Origin of the sequence: Streptococcus oralis SK610 (assembly GCF_000257455.1) — a bacterium.
Classification (GTDB): Bacteria; Bacillota; Bacilli; order Lactobacillales; family Streptococcaceae; genus Streptococcus; species Streptococcus oralis_CB.
This window is the reverse complement of sequence record NZ_AJKQ01000008.1, coordinates 166,571-188,302: the sequence shown is the minus strand read 5'-3', so window position 1 is coordinate 188,302 and position 21,732 is coordinate 166,571. Positions and strand designations below refer to the sequence as shown.

At 40.9% G+C, this 21,732-nt stretch carries 20 protein-coding genes, 2 tRNA genes and 1 pseudogene; 21 read left to right on the top strand and 2 right to left on the bottom strand.

Annotated features, from left to right (window positions below):
* Nucleotides 1-18 precede the first annotated feature (18 nt).
* The 19 genes and pseudogenes from fic to HMPREF1115_RS05525 all read left to right on the top strand — a co-directional run bounded on the left by fic (nucleotide 19) and on the right by HMPREF1115_RS05525 (nucleotide 18,335).
* A pseudogene (gene fic / locus HMPREF1115_RS12075) lies at nucleotides 19-621 on the top strand (protein adenylyltransferase Fic).
* A gap of 82 nt (nucleotides 622-703) precedes the next feature.
* Nucleotides 704-1,216, top strand: coding sequence for a hypothetical protein (locus HMPREF1115_RS0102105; RefSeq protein WP_000936537.1), 513 nt, complete (start codon nucleotides 704-706; stop codon nucleotides 1,214-1,216).
* Nucleotides 1,206-2,054, top strand: a complete 849-nt coding sequence (locus tag HMPREF1115_RS05600; RefSeq protein ID WP_000794836.1) for an aminoglycoside 6-adenylyltransferase — start codon at nucleotides 1,206-1,208, stop codon at nucleotides 2,052-2,054. The genes HMPREF1115_RS0102105 and HMPREF1115_RS05600 overlap by 11 nt, the downstream gene beginning before the upstream one ends.
* A gap of 721 nt (nucleotides 2,055-2,775) precedes the next feature.
* On the top strand, nucleotides 2,776-5,256 hold the full coding sequence (gene parC, locus HMPREF1115_RS05595) for a DNA topoisomerase IV subunit A (protein WP_080569219.1): 2,481 nt from the start codon (nucleotides 2,776-2,778) through the stop codon (nucleotides 5,254-5,256).
* A 115-nt stretch (nucleotides 5,257-5,371) separates the two neighbouring features.
* The gene (locus HMPREF1115_RS05590) at nucleotides 5,372-6,409 is read left to right on the top strand and encodes a branched-chain amino acid aminotransferase (protein ID WP_284697408.1); all 1,038 of its coding nucleotides are present in this window, start codon (nucleotides 5,372-5,374) and stop codon (nucleotides 6,407-6,409) included.
* Nucleotides 6,410-6,521: 112 nt separating this feature from the next.
* On the top strand, nucleotides 6,522-6,752 hold the full coding sequence (locus tag HMPREF1115_RS05585) for a DUF2969 domain-containing protein (protein WP_000037107.1): 231 nt from the start codon (nucleotides 6,522-6,524) through the stop codon (nucleotides 6,750-6,752).
* Between the two features lie 49 nt (nucleotides 6,753-6,801).
* Nucleotides 6,802-6,882: transfer RNA gene (locus tag HMPREF1115_RS05580), tRNA-Tyr, on the top strand.
* Nucleotides 6,883-6,890: 8 nt separating this feature from the next.
* Nucleotides 6,891-6,962: transfer RNA gene (locus tag HMPREF1115_RS05575), tRNA-Gln, on the top strand.
* A 164-nt stretch (nucleotides 6,963-7,126) separates the two neighbouring features.
* The gene (gene rpsA, locus HMPREF1115_RS05570; RefSeq protein WP_001001617.1) at nucleotides 7,127-8,329 is read left to right on the top strand and encodes a 30S ribosomal protein S1; all 1,203 of its coding nucleotides are present in this window, start codon (nucleotides 7,127-7,129) and stop codon (nucleotides 8,327-8,329) included.
* 82 nt (nucleotides 8,330-8,411) lie between these two features.
* Nucleotides 8,412-8,909: a GAF domain-containing protein gene (locus HMPREF1115_RS05565; protein ID WP_000887145.1), complete on the top strand. Its 498-nt coding sequence runs from the start codon at nucleotides 8,412-8,414 to the stop codon at nucleotides 8,907-8,909.
* A complete protein-coding gene (gene dnaX / locus HMPREF1115_RS05560) occupies nucleotides 8,909-10,567 on the top strand; it encodes a DNA polymerase III subunit gamma/tau (protein ID WP_000283838.1) in 1,659 nt (552 codons plus the stop codon). Before HMPREF1115_RS05565 ends, dnaX begins: the two co-directional genes overlap by 1 nt.
* A gap of 27 nt (nucleotides 10,568-10,594) precedes the next feature.
* On the top strand, nucleotides 10,595-10,789 hold the full coding sequence (locus tag HMPREF1115_RS0102095; protein WP_000198269.1) for a DUF3272 family protein: 195 nt from the start codon (nucleotides 10,595-10,597) through the stop codon (nucleotides 10,787-10,789).
* Between the two features lie 151 nt (nucleotides 10,790-10,940).
* The gene (gene sufC / locus HMPREF1115_RS05555) at nucleotides 10,941-11,711 is read left to right on the top strand and encodes a Fe-S cluster assembly ATPase SufC (RefSeq protein WP_000114492.1); all 771 of its coding nucleotides are present in this window, start codon (nucleotides 10,941-10,943) and stop codon (nucleotides 11,709-11,711) included.
* A 27-nt stretch (nucleotides 11,712-11,738) separates the two neighbouring features.
* Entirely contained in the window at nucleotides 11,739-13,001 is a 1,263-nt protein-coding gene (gene sufD, locus HMPREF1115_RS05550) for a Fe-S cluster assembly protein SufD (RefSeq protein WP_000159651.1), read from the top strand.
* 10 nt (nucleotides 13,002-13,011) lie between these two features.
* Nucleotides 13,012-14,238 carry a cysteine desulfurase gene (locus HMPREF1115_RS05545; RefSeq protein ID WP_000887698.1) on the top strand — a complete coding sequence of 409 codons (1,227 nt, stop codon included), beginning with the start codon at nucleotides 13,012-13,014 and terminating at the stop codon, nucleotides 14,236-14,238.
* A complete protein-coding gene (sufU, locus tag HMPREF1115_RS05540) occupies nucleotides 14,225-14,665 on the top strand; it encodes a Fe-S cluster assembly sulfur transfer protein SufU (RefSeq protein ID WP_001218475.1) in 441 nt (146 codons plus the stop codon). The genes HMPREF1115_RS05545 and sufU overlap by 14 nt, the downstream gene beginning before the upstream one ends.
* 57 nt (nucleotides 14,666-14,722) lie before the next feature.
* A complete protein-coding gene (sufB, locus tag HMPREF1115_RS05535) occupies nucleotides 14,723-16,135 on the top strand; it encodes a Fe-S cluster assembly protein SufB (RefSeq protein ID WP_000797058.1) in 1,413 nt (470 codons plus the stop codon).
* An 18-nt stretch (nucleotides 16,136-16,153) separates the two neighbouring features.
* The gene (locus tag HMPREF1115_RS05530; protein ID WP_000506263.1) at nucleotides 16,154-16,723 is read left to right on the top strand and encodes a hypothetical protein; all 570 of its coding nucleotides are present in this window, start codon (nucleotides 16,154-16,156) and stop codon (nucleotides 16,721-16,723) included.
* A gap of 214 nt (nucleotides 16,724-16,937) precedes the next feature.
* The gene (locus HMPREF1115_RS05525) at nucleotides 16,938-18,335 is read left to right on the top strand and encodes an APC family permease (protein WP_001020299.1); all 1,398 of its coding nucleotides are present in this window, start codon (nucleotides 16,938-16,940) and stop codon (nucleotides 18,333-18,335) included.
* 22 nt (nucleotides 18,336-18,357) lie between these two features.
* Here the strand turns inward: HMPREF1115_RS05525 and HMPREF1115_RS05520 are convergent, their stop codons facing one another.
* A complete protein-coding gene (locus tag HMPREF1115_RS05520; RefSeq protein WP_000619788.1) occupies nucleotides 18,358-19,206 on the bottom strand; it encodes a YitT family protein in 849 nt (282 codons plus the stop codon).
* Nucleotides 19,207-19,347: 141 nt separating this feature from the next.
* On the opposite strand from HMPREF1115_RS05520, the gene HMPREF1115_RS05515 reads away from it, so the two are divergent.
* Both HMPREF1115_RS05515 and HMPREF1115_RS05510 read left to right on the top strand, forming a co-directional pair.
* Nucleotides 19,348-20,184, top strand: coding sequence for a DegV family protein (locus HMPREF1115_RS05515; RefSeq protein WP_000195462.1), 837 nt, complete (start codon nucleotides 19,348-19,350; stop codon nucleotides 20,182-20,184).
* A 107-nt stretch (nucleotides 20,185-20,291) separates the two neighbouring features.
* Nucleotides 20,292-20,567, top strand: a complete 276-nt coding sequence (locus HMPREF1115_RS05510; protein WP_001284636.1) for an HU family DNA-binding protein — start codon at nucleotides 20,292-20,294, stop codon at nucleotides 20,565-20,567.
* A 131-nt stretch (nucleotides 20,568-20,698) separates the two neighbouring features.
* Here the strand turns inward: HMPREF1115_RS05510 and HMPREF1115_RS05505 are convergent, their stop codons facing one another.
* Nucleotides 20,699-21,685: an L-lactate dehydrogenase gene (locus HMPREF1115_RS05505; protein ID WP_000127489.1), complete on the bottom strand. Its 987-nt coding sequence runs from the start codon at nucleotides 21,683-21,685 to the stop codon at nucleotides 20,699-20,701.
* Nucleotides 21,686-21,732 lie beyond the last annotated feature (47 nt).

The window sequence follows — 21,732 nt, the reverse complement described above, 5'->3', positions numbered from 1 at the left end:
ATGAAAGGAGTTGTATTTATGACGTTTGACAATAAACTTGGTCTGATGGATTCGCTTGAACTATCCAAGATGGAAGAAAAAATCAGCAAAACCCGAGCGAAAGAGCTTTTTGAAAAGCAGCTTCTGGACGATAAAGCAACTGGAACCTATGCGACTCTGGCCGTTATTCATGGCTTCTTATTTGAAGAAATCTATGACTTCGCCTGCCAGATTCGGACAGTCAATCTCGCCAAAGGGAATGTTCGCTTTGCGCCTGTCATGTATCTAGCAGCTTCCTTGGAAAATATTGACAGGATGCCTCAGCAGACCTTTGAGCAGATTGTCGAAAAGTACCTTGAGCTAAATATCGCCCACCCTTTTTGAGAAGGAAACGGAAGAAGTATGAGGCTCTGGCAGGATCATCTCCTCAAGGCTGAGCTGGGGCAAGTCGTGGACTGGTCTCACGTGGACAAGGAAGATTACCTCCTAGCCACGAAGCGTAGCGCGGTATCGACTGGCAAACTCAAGTATCTCCTCTTGAATAATCAAACTGAAGACCTCACTCAGGCCTGTTTATTTAAGGGTGTGGATGCTTCATATTATTACGAAGGGTATAACCTTTACCAGACAGGGGAGATATAAAGTTCAAGTAAAGGTGATGATTATCTTTTGTAGGTAAACAATCGCTAAAACTATTGGAGGTGTGGTATTGATTACGTTGTTAATGTTGCCTTTTTTCCTTGTTCTCCTAGCCATTTTGGGAATTATATATGATTTAATGACCAATAAAGGTAGAAAAGAGTGTGCTCGCACAGTATCCTTGTTTATATTGAACATCCTCACTATTGGTATCTGTCTATTAGATCTACCAATGGAAAGTAAACCATACTCAGGAATAGGGTTTATCTTATTTTATGCACTTGCGTTCACCCCTTTGATGATTGTTTTTTCACTATATACTCTCTATAGAATTGGAAAACATTATAGGTATTTTAAGAGTAAGTTTGCTATAATACTTCGATTCAATGCTATTTTACTTTTCCTTCTTTCATTAGTAAATACTTTTGTATTATGGAGAAGTTTTCAAATATATCATAGAAACGATATGAATTTGTTTTATTTTATTTTAATCGTTTCGGGAATTTGTTCAACTATTCAATTGATAGTAGGCGAACTTGAGATGAAAAGAATACGAGGCATCCAAAAACAAGAGGAGCAAGACGGCAATGAAAAATAATTCTATAAAAGATATGTGCAGACAACATAGAAGTGAAGCGCAAATGTTTGATCTAATTTTACAAACCGCAAAAAGTCTAAAAGTCGAGGCTGTCGCCATGTCTGGTTCACGAACGGATACAAAAGTATCAAAAGACGAGTTTCAAGACTATGATGTTGTTTATGTCGTGGACGACTTAGATAATCTGACGAGTGACCTTTCTTGGTTAGACCAGTTTGGCACTCGTATCATTGAGCAGTATAATGTACTAGGCAACCGTCGACTTTATCTGATGCTATTTGAAGATGGAAATCGGATTGATTTGACCCTCTGCCCCAAAGACCACATTCAAGAGTGGGTGGATAGTGAAGCTGATTATACAGTTTTGAAAGATGAGAAAGGCTTGTTTGAGTCCTATACTACAAGTCCTCAACGTTACTGGACAAATCCAGCTAGTCAGACAGATTTCGAAAAAGCCTGCAATGAATTTTGGTGGGTATCAGCCTACGTGGTCAAAGGGATTTGTCGTAAGCAAGTCATCTATGCAACCGACCATCTCTACGGGATTTGCCAACAAGAACTCTTGAAGGTTTTGGCTTGGCAGGTTTCAAGTGATAGGGGAACAGTCGATATCGGCAAGAACTACAAGTATCTCTTTAACTATTTACCTGCTGAGAAAGAGAAACAATTCTCAAATCTGCTTGATTTCTCAAGTTTAGATAAAATCACTCAGTCTTTATATGCTACCATGGAACTTTTCCACCAAGAGGCTCAAATCCTTGCCCAAAAGATGGGATTTGACTACGATAAAGAAGTAGCTGAGAAGATGATTAAGTATGCTGAGGAGAGGTTGAACTAGTATGTTAGATTATGTATTTGTTACATTTTTTATGGGATTCCCAGGAGTACAAATTTTAGTATTGGTGTCCTCTATATTTCTAGCTATCAAAAGAAATAAGTTACATAAAAGGGTGTATGGATTATTTTTCCCGATTATTATAACGATGTGTAATATTTGGCTTATTTCAATAGATCGCACAGAGCTTTTTGATGATGCTTTAAGATTTTCGTTCTTTCTAATTTCTTTTTGTTTACCTATGCTTATTTCTTCCACGCTCTATCACTCAATACGCTTATATTATTTATACAAATCAATCAAGTGGAGAGTCTTCCCTATCAGTATCTGTTATTTATTTGGTTTAATTTTTCATTATCTTAATACAATGCATTGGGAGGAGCTATTTCAAGGGCAAAAGTTTATGTTTAATATCTTGCTGATATCAACTGCTATAGTTTCTTATTTACCTTGTCAATATTTATACACACTTCAAAGAAGAAAGAATAATCCATAGGAAATAGTTGCCTTTGCTTAATCTAAATAAGTGTTTGTGAATGACTTAAATAGTATCTAAAAATATTTTTCTTAATACCAATTTTAATGTAAAAACCTACTCTACATTCTTTGAAAGGAGTTGAACACGCCCTAAATGCTGTGTGAAAAAGATAAATTCTCTTGTGAGCATCGCTCACTGCAATAATTTCCTATTTTCTCTTTGCATTTTACGGGCTTTGTATCCTATATGAGTAACATTCAAAACATGTCCCTTGAGGACATCATGGGAGAGCGCTTTGGTCGCTACTCCAAGTACATCATTCAAGACCGGGCTTTGCCAGATATTCGTGATGGCTTGAAGCCGGTTCAGCGCCGTATCCTTTATTCGATGAATAAGGATGGCAATACCTTTGACAAGAGCTACCGTAAATCTGCCAAGTCAGTCGGGAATATCATGGGGAATTTCCACCCACACGGGGATTCTTCCATCTATGATGCCATGGTCCGTATGTCTCAGGACTGGAAAAATCGTGAGATTCTAGTTGAAATGCACGGTAATAACGGTTCTATGGACGGAGATCCGCCTGCGGCTATGCGTTATACCGAGGCTCGTTTGTCTGAGATTGCTGGTTATCTTCTTCAAGATATCGAGAAAAAGACAGTTCCCTTTGCTTGGAACTTTGACGATACCGAGAAAGAACCGACGGTTTTGCCAGCAGCCTTTCCAAACCTCTTAGTCAATGGTTCGACTGGGATTTCGGCTGGTTATGCTACAGACATTCCTCCGCATAATTTGGCTGAAGTCATTGATGCGACGGTTTACATGATTGACCACCCAACAGCCAAGGTGGACAAACTCATGGAATTCTTGCCTGGACCTGACTTCCCTACAGGGGCTATCATCCAGGGTCGTGATGAAATCAAGAAAGCCTATGAAACTGGGAAAGGGCGCGTCGTTGTTCGTTCTAAGACGGAGGTTGAAAAGCTAAAAGGCGGTAAGGAACAAATCGTTATCACTGAGATTCCTTATGAAATCAATAAAGCCAATCTGGTCAAGAAAATTGATGATGTTCGCGTCAATAACAAGGTGGCAGGTATTGCTGAGGTTCGTGATGAGTCTGACCGTGACGGTCTTCGTATTGCTATTGAGCTTAAGAAAGATGCTAATACCAAGCTTGTACTCAACTATCTCTTCAAATACACCGACTTGCAAATCAACTACAACTTTAACATGGTGGCGATTGACAATTTCACACCTCGTCAGGTTGGGATTGTCCCAATCCTGTCTAGCTATATCGCCCACCGTCGTGAAGTGATTTTGGCGCGTTCCCGCTTTGACAAGGAAAAGGCTGAGAAACGTCTTCATATCGTTGAAGGTTTGATTCGCGTGATTTCGATTTTGGACGAAGTTATTGCTCTTATCCGTGCCTCTGAGAATAAGGCTGACGCCAAGGAAAACCTCAAGGTCAGCTATGAGTTTACAGAAGAGCAGGCTGAGGCCATCGTTACCTTGCAACTTTACCGTTTGACCAATACAGACGTGGTTGTCTTGCAGGAAGAAGAAGCAGAATTGCGTGAAAAGATTGCCATGCTTGCGGCTATCATCGGTGATGAACGGACTATGTACAATCTCATGAAGAAAGAACTTCGTGAGGTTAAAAAGAAATTTGCGACACCACGTTTGAGTACTTTGGAAGATACTGCGAAAGCAATCGAGATTGATACAGCTAGTTTGATTGCCGAGGAAGATACTTATGTCAGCGTAACCAAGGCAGGCTATATCAAGCGTACTAGCCCACGTTCCTTTGCAGCTTCTACGCTGGAAGAAATTGGTAAACGTGATGATGATCGTTTGATCTTTGTTCAAGCTACTAAGACAACCCAGCACCTCTTGATGTTCACGACTCTTGGGAATGTCATCTATCGACCAATCCACGAATTGGCAGATATTCGTTGGAAGGATATCGGAGAGCACCTAAGCCAAACTGTCACAAACTTCGAAACTAATGAAGAAATCCTTTATGTTGAAGTGGTAGATCAGTTTGATGATGCGACAACCTACTTTGCTGCAACTCGTCTTGGTCAAATTAAACGTGTAGAACGCAAAGAATTCACTCCATGGCGGACCTACAAGTCTAAGTCTGTCAAGTATGCCAAACTCAAAGACGAGACAGACCAGATAGTAGCAGTAGCTCCAATCAAACTAGATGATGTTCTCTTGATTAGTCAAAACGGTTATGCCCTTCGTTTTAATATCGAAGAGGTTCCAGTTGTTGGTTCCAAGGCGGCAGGGGTCAAGGCTATGAACCTGAAAGCAGATGATGTCCTCCAATCCGCATTTATCTGTAACACTTCATCCTTCTACCTCTTGACCCAACGTGGTAGCTTGAAACGTGTCTCTTGTGAGGAAATTCCGGCGACCAGCCGTGCTAAACGAGGCCTACAAGTCTTGCGCGAGTTGAAAAACAAACCGCACCGAGTCTTCTTGGCTGGAGCAGTTGCAGAGCAAGGTTTCGTTGGTGATCTCTTTAGTACAGAAGTAGAAGAAAACGACCAAACGTTACTTGTCCAATCTAACAAGGGAACAATCTATGAGAGTCGATTGCAAGACCTCAACTTGTCAGAACGTACTAGCAATGGAAGCTTTATTTCAGACACCATTTCAGATGAAGAAGTTTTCGATGCTTACCTCAAAGAAGTCTTTAAAGAGGACAAAACAAATTCGTAAAAAGAATCAGTCCAGAGGGCTGATTTCTTTATGTTGAAAAAATTTTCAGAAAATTACAAATAATACTTGAAATTTTACTAGAAAAGTGTAGAATAGAACACATAGTTTGAATAGTATAAAGGAGAAACACATGACAGTTGCAATTGATTGGGAAAATCTTGGCTTTGCTTATATGAAATTACCTTACCGTTATATCGCTCACTACAAAAATGGTCAATGGGATCAAGGAGAATTGACAGAGGATGCAACCTTACATATTTCAGAGTCTTCTCCAAGTCTCCACTATGGACAGCAAGCATTTGAGGGATTGAAAGCCTATCGTACCAAGGACGGCAGTGTTCAATTGTTCCGTCCTGACGAAAATGCTAAGCGTTTGCAACGTACTTGTGATCGTCTTTTGATGCCACAAGTTCCGACAGAAATGTTTGTAGAAGCTTGTAAAGCAGTTGTGCGTGCAAATGAAGAATACGTCCCACCATATGGAACAGGTGGAACCCTTTATCTTCGTCCACTTTTGATTGGTGTTGGGGATATTATTGGGGTTAAACCTGCGGAAGAGTATATTTTCACCATCTTTGCTATGCCAGTTGGTAACTATTTTAAAGGTGGTTTAGTCCCAACCAACTTCTTGATTCAGGATGAATACGACCGGGCAGCCCCAAATGGTACAGGTGCGGCCAAGGTAGGTGGGAACTATGCTGCTAGTCTCCTTCCAGGTAAAATGGCCAAGTCACGTCAATTTTCAGATGTTATCTACCTAGACCCATCTACACATACAAAAATTGAAGAAGTCGGATCAGCCAACTTCTTTGGAATCACGGCAGACAATGAATTTGTTACGCCATTGAGTCCATCCATCTTGCCATCTATTACCAAGTATTCTTTGCTTTACTTGGCAGAACACCGCTTGGGCTTGACTCCGATTGAAGGCGATGTCCCAATTGATAACTTGGATCGTTTTGTAGAGGCAGGTGCTTGTGGAACAGCAGCGGTTATTTCGCCAATTGGAGGTATCCAACATGGCGATGATTTCCATGTTTTCTATAGTGAAACAGAAGTAGGTCCTGTTACACGTAAACTCTATGATGAATTGACTGGTATCCAATTTGGTGATGTAGAAGCGCCTGAAGGATGGATTGTCAAAGTGGACTAAAAGACATGAAGTAAAGAAGAACTCCGTAGCAGTTGTAATGGCTGAAATGGAGTTTTTTCTTGCTAGTTTGAGCATTTTCTTGTACAATAGAAAAAGTGAAAAGAGGTAGAGTATGAGTAAAAAAGATAAGAAAATTGAAATTCAATTAACGGATGCAAAAGTGACTGTTGGAAAAGACAGCTATGAAGGATACGTTTTGACGATCGGGAAAAAGGTTATTGGGGAAATTGCCGAATTAGATAGCCAATTTGCCATCATAAAGAATGGAAATGTCGATAGTTTTTATAAAAAACTTGAAAAAGCTGTGGAAATTTTGATTGAAAACTATAATTTGACAAAATAATACTTGTTTTATTGAAAATTTCATGATATAATAGTTCTCGTTAAACATTGGAGAGATAGCGAAGAGGCTAAACGCGGCGGACTGTAAATCCGCTCCTTCGGGTTCGGGGGTTCGAATCCCTCTCTCTCCATTCATCAATGGGGTATAGCCAAGCGGTAAGGCAAGGGACTTTGACTCCCTCATGCGTTGGTTCGAATCCAGCTACCCCAGTTCTTAGGTAATAAATTCAAGATAAAAAGAAAAATATCTTAGGGTATTTTATTTTTATAATTGAAAGACGTGAACGATATGAACATGTCTTTGCGGGTGCTTAGGAAAAAAATTATAAGTATGTCAAGTTTTTGAAAAAACTTGATTGTTGGAGGATTTTTTAGATGAACGAATTTGAAGATTTGCTAAATAGCGTTAGCCAAGTTGAGCCTGGTGATGTTGTTAGTGCTGAAGTATTGACAGTTGATGCGACTCAAGCTAACGTTGCAATCTCTGGGACTGGTGTTGAAGGTGTCTTGACTCTTCGCGAATTGACAAACGATCGCGATGCAGATATCAATGACTTTGTGAAAGTAGGAGAAGTATTGGATGTTCTTGTACTTCGTCAAGTAGTTGGTAAAGATACTGATACAGTTACATACCTTGTATCTAAAAAACGCCTTGAAGCTCGCAAAGCATGGGACAAACTTGTTGGACGCGAAGAAGAAGTTGTTACTGTTAAAGGAACTCGTGCCGTTAAAGGTGGACTTTCAGTAGAATTTGAAGGTGTTCGTGGATTTATCCCAGCTTCAATGTTGGATACTCGTTTCGTACGTAACACTGAGCGTTTCGTAGGTCAAGAATTTGATGCTAAAATCAAGGAAGTTGATCCTAAAGAAAACCGCTTCATCCTTTCACGTCGTGAAGTTGTTGAAGCAGCTACTGCAGCAGCTCGTGCTGAAGTATTTGGTAAATTGGCTGTTGGTGATGTCGTAACTGGTAAAGTTGCTCGTATCACTAGCTTTGGTGCTTTCATCGACCTTGGTGGTGTTGATGGATTGGTTCACTTGACTGAATTGTCACACGAACGTAACGTATCACCTAAATCAGTTGTAACTGTTGGTGAAGAAATCGAAGTGAAGATCCTTGATCTTAACGAAGAAGAAGGACGCGTATCACTTTCACTTAAAGCAACAACACCTGGACCATGGGATGGCGTTGAGCAAAAATTGGCTAAAGGTGATGTAGTAGAAGGAACAGTTAAACGTTTGACTGACTTCGGTGCATTTGTTGAAGTATTGCCAGGTATCGATGGACTTGTTCACGTATCACAAATTTCACACAAACGTATCGAAAATCCAAAAGAAGCTCTTACTGTTGGTCAAGAAGTTACTGTTAAAGTCCTTGATGTTAACGCTGACGCAGAACGTGTATCACTTTCTATCAAAGCTCTTGAAGAGCGTCCAGCTCAAGAAGAAGGACAAAAAGAAGAAAAACGTGCTGCTCGTCCACGTCGTCCAAAACGTCAAGAAAAACGTGATTTCGAACTTCCAGAAACACAAACAGGATTCTCAATGGCTGACTTGTTCGGTGATATCGAACTTTAATCAAATTGATAATCGCAAAATCCTTTGTTTAAAACAAGGGATTTTTCTTTTGTCTCTTTCCCATTTTTGATATAATAGTTCTATGTTAGATTCAGAAAAACAATCACAATATCAATTGTTAAATGAGGAACTCTCTTATTTACTTGAAGGTGAGAGCAATGTTCTTGCCAATCTTTCGAATGCTAGTGCCCTCCTAAAATCTCGCTTTTCGAATACAGTATTTGCAGGTTTTTATCTGTTTGATGGTAGCGAGTTGGTTTTAGGTCCTTTTCAGGGTGGTGTTTCTTGTATTCGCATTCCGCTTGGAAAAGGAGTATGTGGAGAAGCTGCTGAGTTTCAAGAGACTGTTTTAGTTGGCGATGTGAGCACCTATCCAAACTACATTTCTTGTGATAGTATGGCCAAGAGTGAAATCGTAGTTCCCATGCTCAAGAATGGTCAATTGCTGGGTGTCTTAGACCTGGATTCTTCACTTATTGATGATTACAATGCCATTGACCGTGATTACTTGGAACAATTTGTCGCTATTTTGCTTGAGAAGACAGAATGGGACTTTACGATGTTTGAGGAGAAAGCCTAATGTATCAAGCACTTTATCGAAAATATAGAAGCCAAACTTTTTCACAACTGGTAGGTCAAGAGGTTGTGGCTAAAACCCTAAAACAAGCGGTCGAGCAGGAAAAGATTAGTCATGCCTATCTCTTCTCAGGCCCTCGTGGAACTGGGAAAACTAGCGTAGCCAAGATTTTTGCCAAGGCCATGAACTGCCCAAATCAAGTGGATGGAGAACCATGTAATCACTGCTATATCTGTCAGGCAGTGACAGAAGGAAGCCTAGAAGATGTTATTGAAATGGATGCAGCTTCGAATAACGGAGTCGATGAAATCCGTGAAATTCGTGACAAATCTACCTATGCACCTAGCTTAGCACGTTACAAGGTCTATATCATAGACGAGGTTCATATGTTGTCTACAGGAGCCTTTAATGCGCTTTTGAAGACCCTAGAAGAACCAACTCAAAATGTTGTCTTTATCTTGGCGACTACCGAATTGCACAAGATTCCAGCAACTATTTTATCGCGTGTTCAACGTTTTGAGTTTAAATCGATTCGAACTCAAGATATCACGGCACATATTCATCATATTTTAGAAAAAGAAAATATCAGTTCTGAACCAGAGGCTGTGGAAATCATTGCTAGACGAGCTGAAGGTGGGATGCGGGATGCCTTGTCTATTCTGGACCAAGCCTTGAGTTTGACACAGGGAAATGAGCTCACGACTGCTATCTCTGAGGAAATTACAGGCACCATTAGTCTATCAGCACTTGATGACTATGTAGCTGCCTTGTCTCAGCAGGATGTTTCAAAAGCGCTTGATTCTTTGAATCTTTTGTTTGAAAATGGTAAGAGCATGACTCGTTTTGTGACGGATCTCTTGCAGTATTTGCGTGATCTACTAGTTGTTCAGACAGGTGGCGAAAATACTCATCATAGTCCAGTTTTTATGGACAATCTAGCTCTTTCTCAGGAAAGTCTCTTTGAAATGATTCGAATAGCAACTGTGAGCTTGCCAGATATGAAAGCTAGCCTGCAACCTAAGATTTATGCTGAGATGATGACCATTCGTTTAGCTGAGATTAAGCCTGAATCGGCGCTTTCAGGAGCTGTCGAAAGTGAGATTTCTGCACTGAGACAGGAAGTCGCTCGTCTCAAACAAGAACTTGCCAATGTTGGAACGGTGCCTAAACAAGTGGCGCCAGTCCCTAGCCGTCCAGCCACTTCCAAGACAGTCTATCGAGTAGACCGTAATAAAGTTCAGGCTATCCTACAAGAAGCTGTTGAAAATCCTGAATTGGCACGGCAAAACTTGATTCGCCTCCAGAATGCATGGGGAGAGGTAATCGAAAGCTTAGCTGGTCCTGATAAGGCTCTTCTCGTAGGTTCTCAACCAGTTGCGGCCAACGAACACCATGCTATTTTAGCCTTTGAGTCTAATTTCAATGCTGGGCAAACCATGAAACGGGATAACCTCAATACCATGTTTGGCAATATTCTCAGCCAGGCGGCTGGATTTTCACCTGAAATCCTGGCAATTTCCCTAGAGGAATGGAAAGAGGTTCGTGCAGCATTTTCATCTAAAAACAAGTCTTCTCAAGCAGATCAAGAGGTAGAAGAAGAGAGCTTGATTCCAGAGGGATTTGAATTTCTGGCTGATAAAGTCATGGTCGAAGAAGACTAAAAGTGGATTTCATGGTACAATAATCCTATGACTAGACAACAATTTATCGTGATAGCACTATTTACCGCTGCTGAGACTTATTTTTTCAATGAAGCTTGGATGACTGGTCGCTATTTCATGGCAGCCTTTTGGGCCATTCTACTTTTTCGAAATTTTAGGTTAAGTTATGTAATGGGGAAAATAGTAGATGCTATTGATCAGCACCTAAACCGCAAGGATTAGTCACTAGCTTCTAAACAAAATCAAAGCCTTTTAGGCTTTTTTTTGTTATACTAGTAGAGTATATTTATGGACCTTTTCTTGTATTTTTTGAGAAATGTAAGTGATTTCGCTAAGGATAAAGGGAGTAGGCCAGAAAAAGAAAGGAACTATCATGTCAGTATTAGAGATCAAAGATCTTCACGTTGAGATTGAAGGAAAAGAAATTTTGAAAGGGGTCAATCTGACTCTGAAAACAGGAGAAATTGCAGCTATCATGGGACCAAATGGTACTGGTAAATCGACTCTTTCTGCAGCTATCATGGGGAACCCTAACTATGAAGTTACTAAAGGGGAGGTCTTGTTTGATGGCGTAAACATCCTTGAGTTGGAAGTGGACGAGCGCGCTCGTATGGGACTTTTCCTTGCTATGCAGTACCCATCAGAAATCCCTGGAATTACTAACGCAGAGTTTCTTCGTGCAGCCATGAATGCTGGTAAAGAAGATGATGAAAAGATTTCAGTTCGTGAGTTTATCACTAAACTAGACAAGAAAATGGAATTGCTCAATATGAAAGAAGAAATGGCAGAGCGTTACCTTAACGAAGGCTTCTCTGGTGGTGAGAAAAAACGCAATGAAATTCTTCAACTCTTGATGTTGGAACCAACTTTTGCCCTTTTGGATGAGATTGACTCAGGTCTTGATATTGACGCCCTTAAAGTTGTATCGAAAGGTGTCAATGCTATGCGTGGCGAAGGTTTTGGTGCTATGATCATCACACACTACCAACGTCTTTTGAACTACATCACACCGGATGTGGTACACGTGATGATGGAAGGTCGTGTGGTCCTTTCTGGTGGTCCAGAATTGGCTGCCCGTTTGGAACGTGAAGGATACGCAAAACTAGCTGAAGAACTTGGCTACGACTACAAGGAAGAATTGTAATTCCCTCGTATCTTTTAGGAGAAGTAAATGACTAAAGAGAATATTAAACTTTTTTCAGAAATGCACGCTGAACCAAGCTGGTTGGCTGACCTCCGTCAAAAAGCTTTTGATAAGATTGAGAGTTTGGAATTACCAGTCATTGAGCGTGTCAAATTTCACCGTTGGAATCTGGGAGATGGAACCATCACAGAAAGTGATCCTTCAGCAAATGTTCCTGACTTCACGGCTCTAGATAATCACTTGAAGTTGGTGCAAGTAGGAACGCAGACTGTTTTTGAACAAACTCCAGTTGAGTTAGCTGAACAAGGTGTCGTCTTTACAGACTTTCACTCAGCTTTAGAAGAAATTCCCGAACTTATCGAGGAATTCTTCATGTCATCTGTTAAGTATGACGATGACAAGTTGGCAGCCTACCACACGGCTTACTTTAACAGTGGTGCTGTTCTCTACATTCCTGATAACGTTGAGATTACAGAGCCAATCGAAGGAATTTTCTACCAAGACAGCGATAGCGATGTGCCATTTAACAAGCATATTCTGATCATTGCAGGTAAAAACTCTAAAATCAGCTACCTTGAACGTCTAGAATCACGCGGTGAGGGTAGTGCTAAGGCGACTGCTAATATCACTGTTGAAGTGATTGCACGTTCTGGCGCTCAAGTGAAGTTTGCGGCCATTGACCGTTTAGGTGAAAATGTTACTGCCTATATTAGTCGTCGTGGTAAACTAGGCAACGATGCAAGCATTGACTGGGCGATTGGTGTCATGAATGAAGGAAATGTCGTTGCAGACTTTGATAGCGACTTGATTGGAAATGGTAGCCATGCTGACCTTAAAGTCGTAGCTCTTTCAAGTGGCCGTCAGATTCAAGGGATTGATACCCGCGTAACCAACTATGGCTACAACTCAATCGGAAATATCCTCCAACATGGGGTTATTCTTGAAAAAGCAACTTTAACTTTCAACGGTATCGGCCACATTATCAAGGGTGCCAAGGGAGCAGATGCGCAACAAGAAAGCCGTGTTCTCATGCTTTCAGACCAGGCTCGTTCAGATGCAAACCCAATTCTTTTGATTGATGAAAATGACGTTACAGCAGGTCACGCGGCTTCTATCGGACAAGTTGATCCAGAAGATATGTACTATCTCATGAGTCGTGGCTTGGATAAGGCAACTGCAGAACGCTTGGTTGTTCGCGGTTTCCTTGGCTCCGTAATTGTTGAGATTCCAGTCAAAGAAGTTCGTGATGAAATGATTGCAACGATCGAAGAAAAATTGTCAAAACGCTAAGGGGAAGCCTATGTTAGATGTAGAAGCGATTCGCAAGGATTTTCCAATTTTGGACCAGATTGTCAACGATGAACCTCTGGTCTATCTGGACAATGCTGCGACGACACAAAAACCACTAGCAGTTCTGGAAACGATTAACCGCTACTATGAGCAGGACAATGCCAATGTTCACCGTGGTGTTCATACCTTGGCGGAGCGAGCAACAGCTTCTTATGAAGCTGCTCGTGAAACCATTCGTAAGTTTATCAATGCAGGCTCTACAAAGGAAGTTATCTTTACTAGAGGAACGACAACCAGCCTTAACTGGGTGGCACGCTTTGCTGAGGAAATCCTGACTGAGGGAGACCAGGTATTGATTTCAGTAATGGAACACCATTCCAATATCATTCCTTGGCAGGAGGCTTGCCGCAAGACTGGAGCAGAGCTTGTCTATGTTTATCTCAAGGACGGAGCTCTGGATATGGATGACTTGCGCGCTAAATTGACTGATAAAGTCAAGTTAGTTTCCCTAGCTCATGCCTCTAATGTCCTTGGTGTGGTTAATCCTATCAAAGAAATCACGCAATTGGCCCACCAAGTTGGAGCTATCATGGTGGTGGATGGTGCTCAGTCTACGCCACATATGAAGATTGATGTCCAGGACTTGGATGTGGACTTCTTTGCCTTTTCAGGTCACAAGATGGCTGGACCAACTGGTATTGGTGTTCTTTACGGTAAAGAAAAGTATCTGGAACAAATGTCACCAGTTGAGTTTGGTGGCGAGATGATTGATTTCGTCTATGAGCAATCTGCTAGTTGGAAGGAATTGCCTTGGAAATTTGAGGCTGGAACGCCAAATATGGCAGGTGCTATCGGACTTGCTGCAGCAGTGGATTATCTGGAAAAGATTGGTATGGATGCCATTGAAGCTCATGAACAGGAATTGATTGCATATGTCTTTCCAAAATTGCAGGCAATTCAGGGATTGACTATTTATGGTTCGCAGGACTTGGCTAAACGTTCAGGCGTTATTTCCTTTAACTTAGGAAATCTTCATCCTCACGACCTTGCGACAGCTTTGGATTATGAAGGAGTGGCTGTTCGTGCGGGTCACCACTGTGCGCAACCCTTGCTTCAGTATTTGGAAGTCCCAGCAACAGCTCGTGCAAGTTTTTATATCTACAATACTAAGGCGGATTGTGACAAACTAGTCGATGCCCTGCAAAAGACAAAGGAGTTTTTCAATGGCACTTTCTAAACTAGATAGCCTTTATATGGCAGTGGTGGCAGACCATTCGAAAAATCCACATCACCAAGGGAAGCTGGAAGATGCTGAGCAAATTAGTCTCAATAATCCAACCTGTGGGGATGTTATCAACCTCTCTGTCAAGTTTGATGCAGAGGACCGTTTGGAAGATATTGCTTTTCTAAATTCAGGATGCACGATTTCAACTGCTTCTGCTAGTATGATGACAGATGCTGTTTTGGGCAAGACCAAACAAGAAATTCTAGAACTTGCAACTATCTTTTCTGAAATGGTTCAAGGTCAAAAGGATGACCGTCAAGACCAACTCGGGGATGGTGCCTTCTTGTCAGGTGTTGCCAAATTCCCACAACGAATCAAGTGTGCAACCCTGGCTTGGAATGCCCTTAAGAAAACAATTGAAGATCAAGAAAAACAGTAAGACAAGTTTCTTTTGTCTTACGAATCAGTAGAAATGAAGAATGAAAGAAAGGATATTATGGCTGAAGAAAGAGTAGAACCAAAACCAATTGACCTTGGTGAATATAAATTTGGTTTCCATGACGATGTAGAGCCTGTCCTATCGACAGGAAAAGGATTGAACGAAGAAGTCATTCGCGAATTATCAGCTGCTAAGGGAGAACCTGAGTGGATGTTAGAATTCCGTTTGAAGTCTTATGAAACCTTCAAAAAAATGCCTATGCAAACCTGGGGAGCAGACTTGTCAGAGATTGACTTTGATGATTTGATCTACTACCAAAAACCTTCTGATAAACCTGCCCGTTCATGGGACGAAGTTCCTGAAAAAATCAAAGAAACCTTTGAACGTATCGGGATTCCAGAAGCTGAGCGTGCTTATCTAGCCGGTGCCTCTGCCCAGTACGAGTCAGAAGTGGTTTACCACAACATGAAGGAAGAGTTCCAGAAATTGGGGATTATCTTTACAGATACGGATTCTGCCCTCAAGGAATACCCAGACTTATTTAAACAATACTTTGCCAAGTTGGTACCGCCGACAGATAACAAGTTGGCTGCCCTCAACTCAGCAGTATGGTCAGGTGGAACATTTATCTACGTACCAAAAGGTGTCAAGGTAGATATTCCGCTTCAAACCTACTTCCGTATCAACAACGAAAATACAGGTCAGTTCGAACGTACCTTGATTATTGTTGATGAAGGAGCAAGCGTCCATTACGTAGAAGGATGTACAGCACCAACATATTCAAGTAATAGCCTGCACGCTGCCATCGTAGAAATTTTCGCATTGGACGGAGCTTATATGCGTTATACAACCATCCAAAACTGGTCTGATAATGTCTATAACTTGGTAACAAAACGTGCCAAAGCTTTGAAAGATGCGACTGTTGAGTGGATTGATGGTAACTTGGGTGCTAAAACAACCATGAAATACCCATCTGTTTACCTAGATGGAGAAGGGGCCCGTGGTACCATGCTTTCGATCGCCTTTGCTAATGCTGGTCAACACCAAGACACAGGTGCCAAGATGATCCACAACGCTCCACACACAAGCTCCTCTATCGTTTCTAAATCCATCGCTAAAGGCGGAGGGAAGGTTGACTACCGTGGACAAGTAACCTTTAACAAGAACTCTAAGAAATCTGTTTCTCACATCGAGTGTGATACCATTATCATGGATGACTTATCAGCTTCAGATACCATTCCATTTAATGAAATCCACAACTCGCAAGTTGCTTTGGAACACGAAGCCAAAGTATCTAAGATTTCAGAGGAACAACTCTACTACCTCATGAGCCGTGGTTTGTCAGAAACTGAGGCAACTGAGATGATCGTTATGGGATTTGTCGAACCCTTCACTAAAGAGCTTCCAATGGAATACGCAGTTGAGCTGAACCGCTTGATTAGCTATGAAATGGAAGGTTCGGTCGGATAAAAGACAAAGGAGAAGCAAATGGGATTCTTAAAAAAATTATTTGGTAATGTTGAAAAAGCGAATAAAGGCGAAATTCCTGTTGAGGAAATTGTTCCACCCTTTACAATTGATCTAGCAGAAGAAGCTGATGATTATTGGCGACAAATGGAACAAAGCCTCTTGATAAACGCTGTAAAAGGCGTTGGTGGTCCTGAGGCCGTGGAACGTGCTTTTGTTCTTGCTAATTTCAAGGAAAATCAAGAAACCTTTGAGCTCTTTTATCAGGTAAATGGTCAACTTCTTTCATGGAGAGAGATGGATGCGACTGTTGTTGATAAAATCAGCAATCAACTCCTTCCGCAAGCGGCAGAAGTAGCGCGTGCAGTAAATGAAAATTATGAAGAGGCAAATGTACCAGTAATCCAGTACGCTATGCTTCAATTTGAAACTGCAACCATGGCTTGGTTTGGTCGGAAGCTGACAACAGCTTCTCCAGAAACACAACTGACTTTTGAAGAATTGGTATCTGGTTGGCGCGCTATTTTGGAACAAGAAATTCCAAATCGTCCTTTAGATAGTGACCGTCCGTTTCCTTACTTTGAAGTTTAAAAAATCTCAAATCACCAAAAAACTTTCAATGGAGTATACTGTTGAGCCTACTCGCTTGATAAGTAACAAATTGAAAGAATCAGTGGGTAAAAATGCAAATTCTGAACAGGAATCCCTTCTGTTCAGAATTTTTTTCAAAAAATAGCCTAATAAATATTCACAAAAATACTTTTATATGGTAAAATAAAACAATTACATTTAGTGGAGATGAAGTATGAATATTTTTAGAACCAAGGATGTTAGTCTGAGACAGACAGAGATGCATCGCCATTTGAAATTGTGGGATTTGATTCTTCTAGGGATTGGGGCCATGGTGGGGACAGGGATTTTCACCATTACAGGAACAGCAGCGGCTACCCTAGCTGGTCCCTCATTAGTGATTTCCATTGTGATTTCTGCTCTGTGTGTTTCTTTATCAGCCCTCTTTTTCGCAGAATTTGCCTCTCGTGTGCCTGCTACTGGTGGTGCTTATAGTTACCTCTATGCGATTCTAGGAGAATTGCCAGCCTGGATTGCTGGCTGGCTGACCATCATGGAATTCATGACGGCTGTTTCAGGAGTAGCATCTGGCTGGGCAGCTTACTTTAAGGGATTGCTCAGTAATTATGGTATCTCCATGCCCCAAGCCTTGAATGGAACCTTTAACCCTGAACAAGGAACCTACATTGATCTTCTACCTATTTTAGTACTAACATTGGTAACGGGATTGGTTTTATTAAATTCCAAGGCAGCTTTGAGATTTAATTCGCTTTTAGTGGTCTTGAAATTCTCAGCTCTTGCCTTATTTATCCTAGTTGGTATTTGGTACATCAAGCCAGAAAATTGGACGAATTTTGCTCCATTTGGTTTTGGTCAACTATATGGTGGAAGTACTGGGATTATGGCGGGCGCATCTTTGATGTTCTTTGGTTTTCTCGGATTTGAGTCTATTTCCATGGCAGTTGATGAAATTCAAAGTCCACAAAAAAATATTCCCCGCGGAATCGTACTTTCTCTGACAATCGTCACCATTCTCTATGCTTTGGTAACCTTAGTATTGACAGGGATTGTTCACTACAGTAAGCTCAATGTGGACGATGCAGTAGCATTTTCATTGCGGAGTATTGGTATCGGCTGGGCGGCAAATTATGTTTCGCTTGTAGCCATTCTAACCCTGATAACCGTATGTATCTCAATGACGTACGCTTTGTCTCGGATGATTTATAGTTTAGCACGTGATGGACTTTTACCCCAAAGTTTCAAACAATTAAGCAAGACTAGTCGTGTTCCTAAAAATGCGACTCTCTTAACAGGAGTTGTTTCAGCCATTGCTGCAGGAGTGTTTCCTCTAGCTAGTATTGCAGCTTTCTTAAATATTTGTACGCTAGCTTATCTGATTTTGCTAGCCTACGGAATAATAAAACTCAGAAAGGATAAGGGGATGCCAAAAGAGGGAGAGTTTAAAACTCCCTTGGTGCCACTTTTGCCAATTCTTTCCATTCTTATCTGTCTTTCCTTTATGCTTCAATATAGTCTAGATACCTGGATTGCCTTTGGAATTGCTCTTTTAGTTGGTCTAGTCATTTACTTTACTTACGGGTTCCGCCATTCAACCCTCGCAGAAGAAGAATAAAAGCTGGGAATTCCCAGCTTTTTTAATCTTTCACATAAGTAAAGCCTTCACCCAGAATTTCATGAGCCTCAGTGATGGTGATAAAGGCTTGAGGATCAATTTTGTGAATCATATCTTTCATTTTAACGATTTCGTTTCGACCGACGATACAGTAGATAATTTTTAAATCCTTTTTGCTGTAGTAGCCTTGACCAGATATAAAGGTAACACCACGTCCGAGTTCATCGTTAATCTCTTTGGCCAATTGATCAGGATATTGGGTAATAATCATAAATCCTTTACCACCATAACCTCCTTCGCCTATCAAGTCGATAACACGAGCGATGATAAAATCAAACAAGAGGGTATAGGTAACGAGACGAAGGTCCTGGAAGATGATCAAAATCAACATTAGGATAAAAAAGTCAATCCCAAAAAGCAATTTCCCAATCGAAATATTGGTGTATTTGTTGAGGATACGGGCAACGATATCAGAGCCACCAGTGGTTCCACCAGCATTAAAGATAATTCCTAAACCAACCCCCAGTAAGACTCCTGAGACTAAAGCGACAATGATGAGATCCCCTTGCAAGTCGATGTGCAAAGGAATGCGCTCAAAAATTGCTAGCCAAACGGAAAGTGAAATAGATCCTAAAAGACTGGAGTAGAGGGTCTTAGGCCCAAATATCTTCCAAGCCAGGATAAATAAAGGGATATTAATCAAGAGGTTCATCAATGAGACAGGAATCTTAAAAAGATAGTAGGTAATCAAGGTAATACCTGTCGCCCCTCCCTCAAATAAATGATAAGGAACAACAAAGTAGGTAAGACCAAAGGCATAGATAGCAGCTCCAAGAATAATAGTGATAATCGGTTGAAGTTTTCGAATCATGGCTGTTCCTCACTTTTCTATAGATAGATTATACCAAAAATTCAGTTCTTTTCATCGGATCACTTATGATTTTTTATCATTTTTTTGATATAATATAGGAGAAAATCCCAATCCTATCGAGAAGAATAGAAAGATTGAATTATGACACAAGTAAAAATTGTAACGGACTCTTCTGTTACTATCGAACCAGAAGTAGTTAAAGAATTAAATATCACCGTTGTCCCTCTATCAGTTATGATTGATAGTGTGCTTTATTCGGATGCAGATTTAAAAGAGGGAGAATTCCTTCGTCTTATGCAACAAAGTAAGAATCTGCCTAAAACAAGTCAACCACCTGTGGGAGTGTTTGCTGAGGTCTTTGAAGAGCTAGGTAAAGACGGCAGTCAAATTATCGCCATTCACATGTCCCATGCCTTGTCTGGAACTGTGGAAGCTGCTCGCCAAGGGGCAAGTCTTTCAACTGCTGATGTAACGGTTATTGATAGTTCCTTTACAGATCAAGCGATGAAGTTCCAAGTTGTTGAAGCCGCAAAACTTGCTAAAGAAGGTAAAGACTTAGAAACGATCTTAGCTCATGTAGAGGACGTTAAAAATAATACAGAACTCTATATCGGTGTTTCGACGCTAGAAAACTTAGTTAAGGGTGGTCGTATTGGACGTGTGACAGGATTACTAAGCTCACTCTTGAATATTCGTGTAGTAATGCAGATGAAAAACCACGAACTCCAACCAATCGTCAAAGGACGTGGAGCGAAAACTTTCAAAAAGTGGCTTGAGGAATTAACCGAGACTCTTTCCAAAAAATCAGTTGCTGAGATTGGAATTTCCTATGCTGGAACGAACGAATGGGCGAATGAGATGAAGGCATTATTACAACCTTATGTTGAGAAGCCAATCTCTGTATTGGAAACTGGCTCTATTATTCAAACTCATACTGGAGAGAATGCTTGGGCGATTCTAATTCGCTACAATTCCTAAAAAAATAGAGAAAAAATGGTCAAAATAGTGTTTTTGACTTGACCTATAGCCGATTTTAGGATATGATTATATTTGTTAATTAGAAATTATTTGGAGGATTTGTTAACATGGCAAACAAACAAGATTTGATCGCTAAAGTAGCAGAAGCTACAGAATTGACTAAGAAAGATTCAGCAGCAGCAGTTGACGCTGTATTTGCAGCAGTAACTGAATACCTTGCAGCTGGTGAAAAAGTTCAATTGATCGGTTTCGGTAACTTTGAAGTTCGTGAGCGTGCTGCACGTAAAGGTCGCAACCCACAAACTGGTAAAGAAATCAAAATCGCAGCTTCTAAAGTTCCAGCATTCAAAGCTGGTAAAGCTCTTAAAGACGCTGTTAAATAATGAATTTTCAAAAAGCCTATTGTATCAATCTTCATTGCTTGGTTGATAGGCTTTTTTTGTTTATTTGAAAAGTTGAGTTATGATTCTGTACAAAAAGAAAAAGGCTCCCATGTTTGAGAACCTTCTTTTCATTAGTTTTTAGAAGCTGCTTGGAATTCAGGGTTTTTCCATGCTTCATCAATGATAGCTTGCAATTCTTTTGCTGATGCTTGCATTTTTTGAGTTTCAGCATCGTTCAATGGGATGTTAACTGGACGAACGATACCGTGTGCACCAACGATAGCAGGTTGACCAATAAAGACGTTTTCAACACCGTATTGACCTTCTTGGAATACAGAAAGTGGTAGCACCGCATTTTCATCGTCAAGGATAGCACGAGTGATACGAGCAAGGGCAACGGCGATACCGTAATAAGTAGCACCTTTTTTGTTGATGATTGAGTAAGCTGCATCACGAACTGAGATGAAGAGTTCAACAAGGTCAGCTTCATTCAAGTCACGGTTAGCTTGCAACCATTGTTCCAATTTAACACCGGCAACGTTAGCGTGTGACCAAACAGCAAACTCAGAGTCACCGTGTTCACCCATGATGTAGGCGTGAACTGAACGTGCATCAACACCGATAGTTTCAGCAAGTGCTTGACGGAAACGAGCTGAGTCAAGTGAAGTACCTGAACCGATAACGCGTTCTTTAGGGAAACCTGAGAATTTCCATGTTGAGTATGTCAAGACGTCAACTGGGTTAGCAGCAACAAGGAAGATACCGTCAAATCCAGATGCAACAACTTGTTCAACAATTGATTTGTTGATTGCCAAGTTTTTACCTACAAGGTCAAGACGAGTTTCACCTGGTTTTTGTGGAGCACCAGCAGTGATAACTACAAGGTCTGCATCCGCACAGTCTTCGTACTTAGCTGCATAGATTTTTTTAGGTGAAGTAAAAGCTAGCGCGTGGCTAAGGTCTTCAGCATCACCAACTGCTTTTTCAAACAATTGAGGAATTTCAATGATACCAAGTTCTTGTGCAATTCCTTGGGTTACAAGCGCGAAAGCATAAGATGAACCTACGGCACCGTCACCGACAAGGATCACTTTTTTGTGTTGTTTAGTTGCTGTCATTTGTCTAAACATCTCCTTTATTTTATTAAGGGGGGAACCCCCATTTG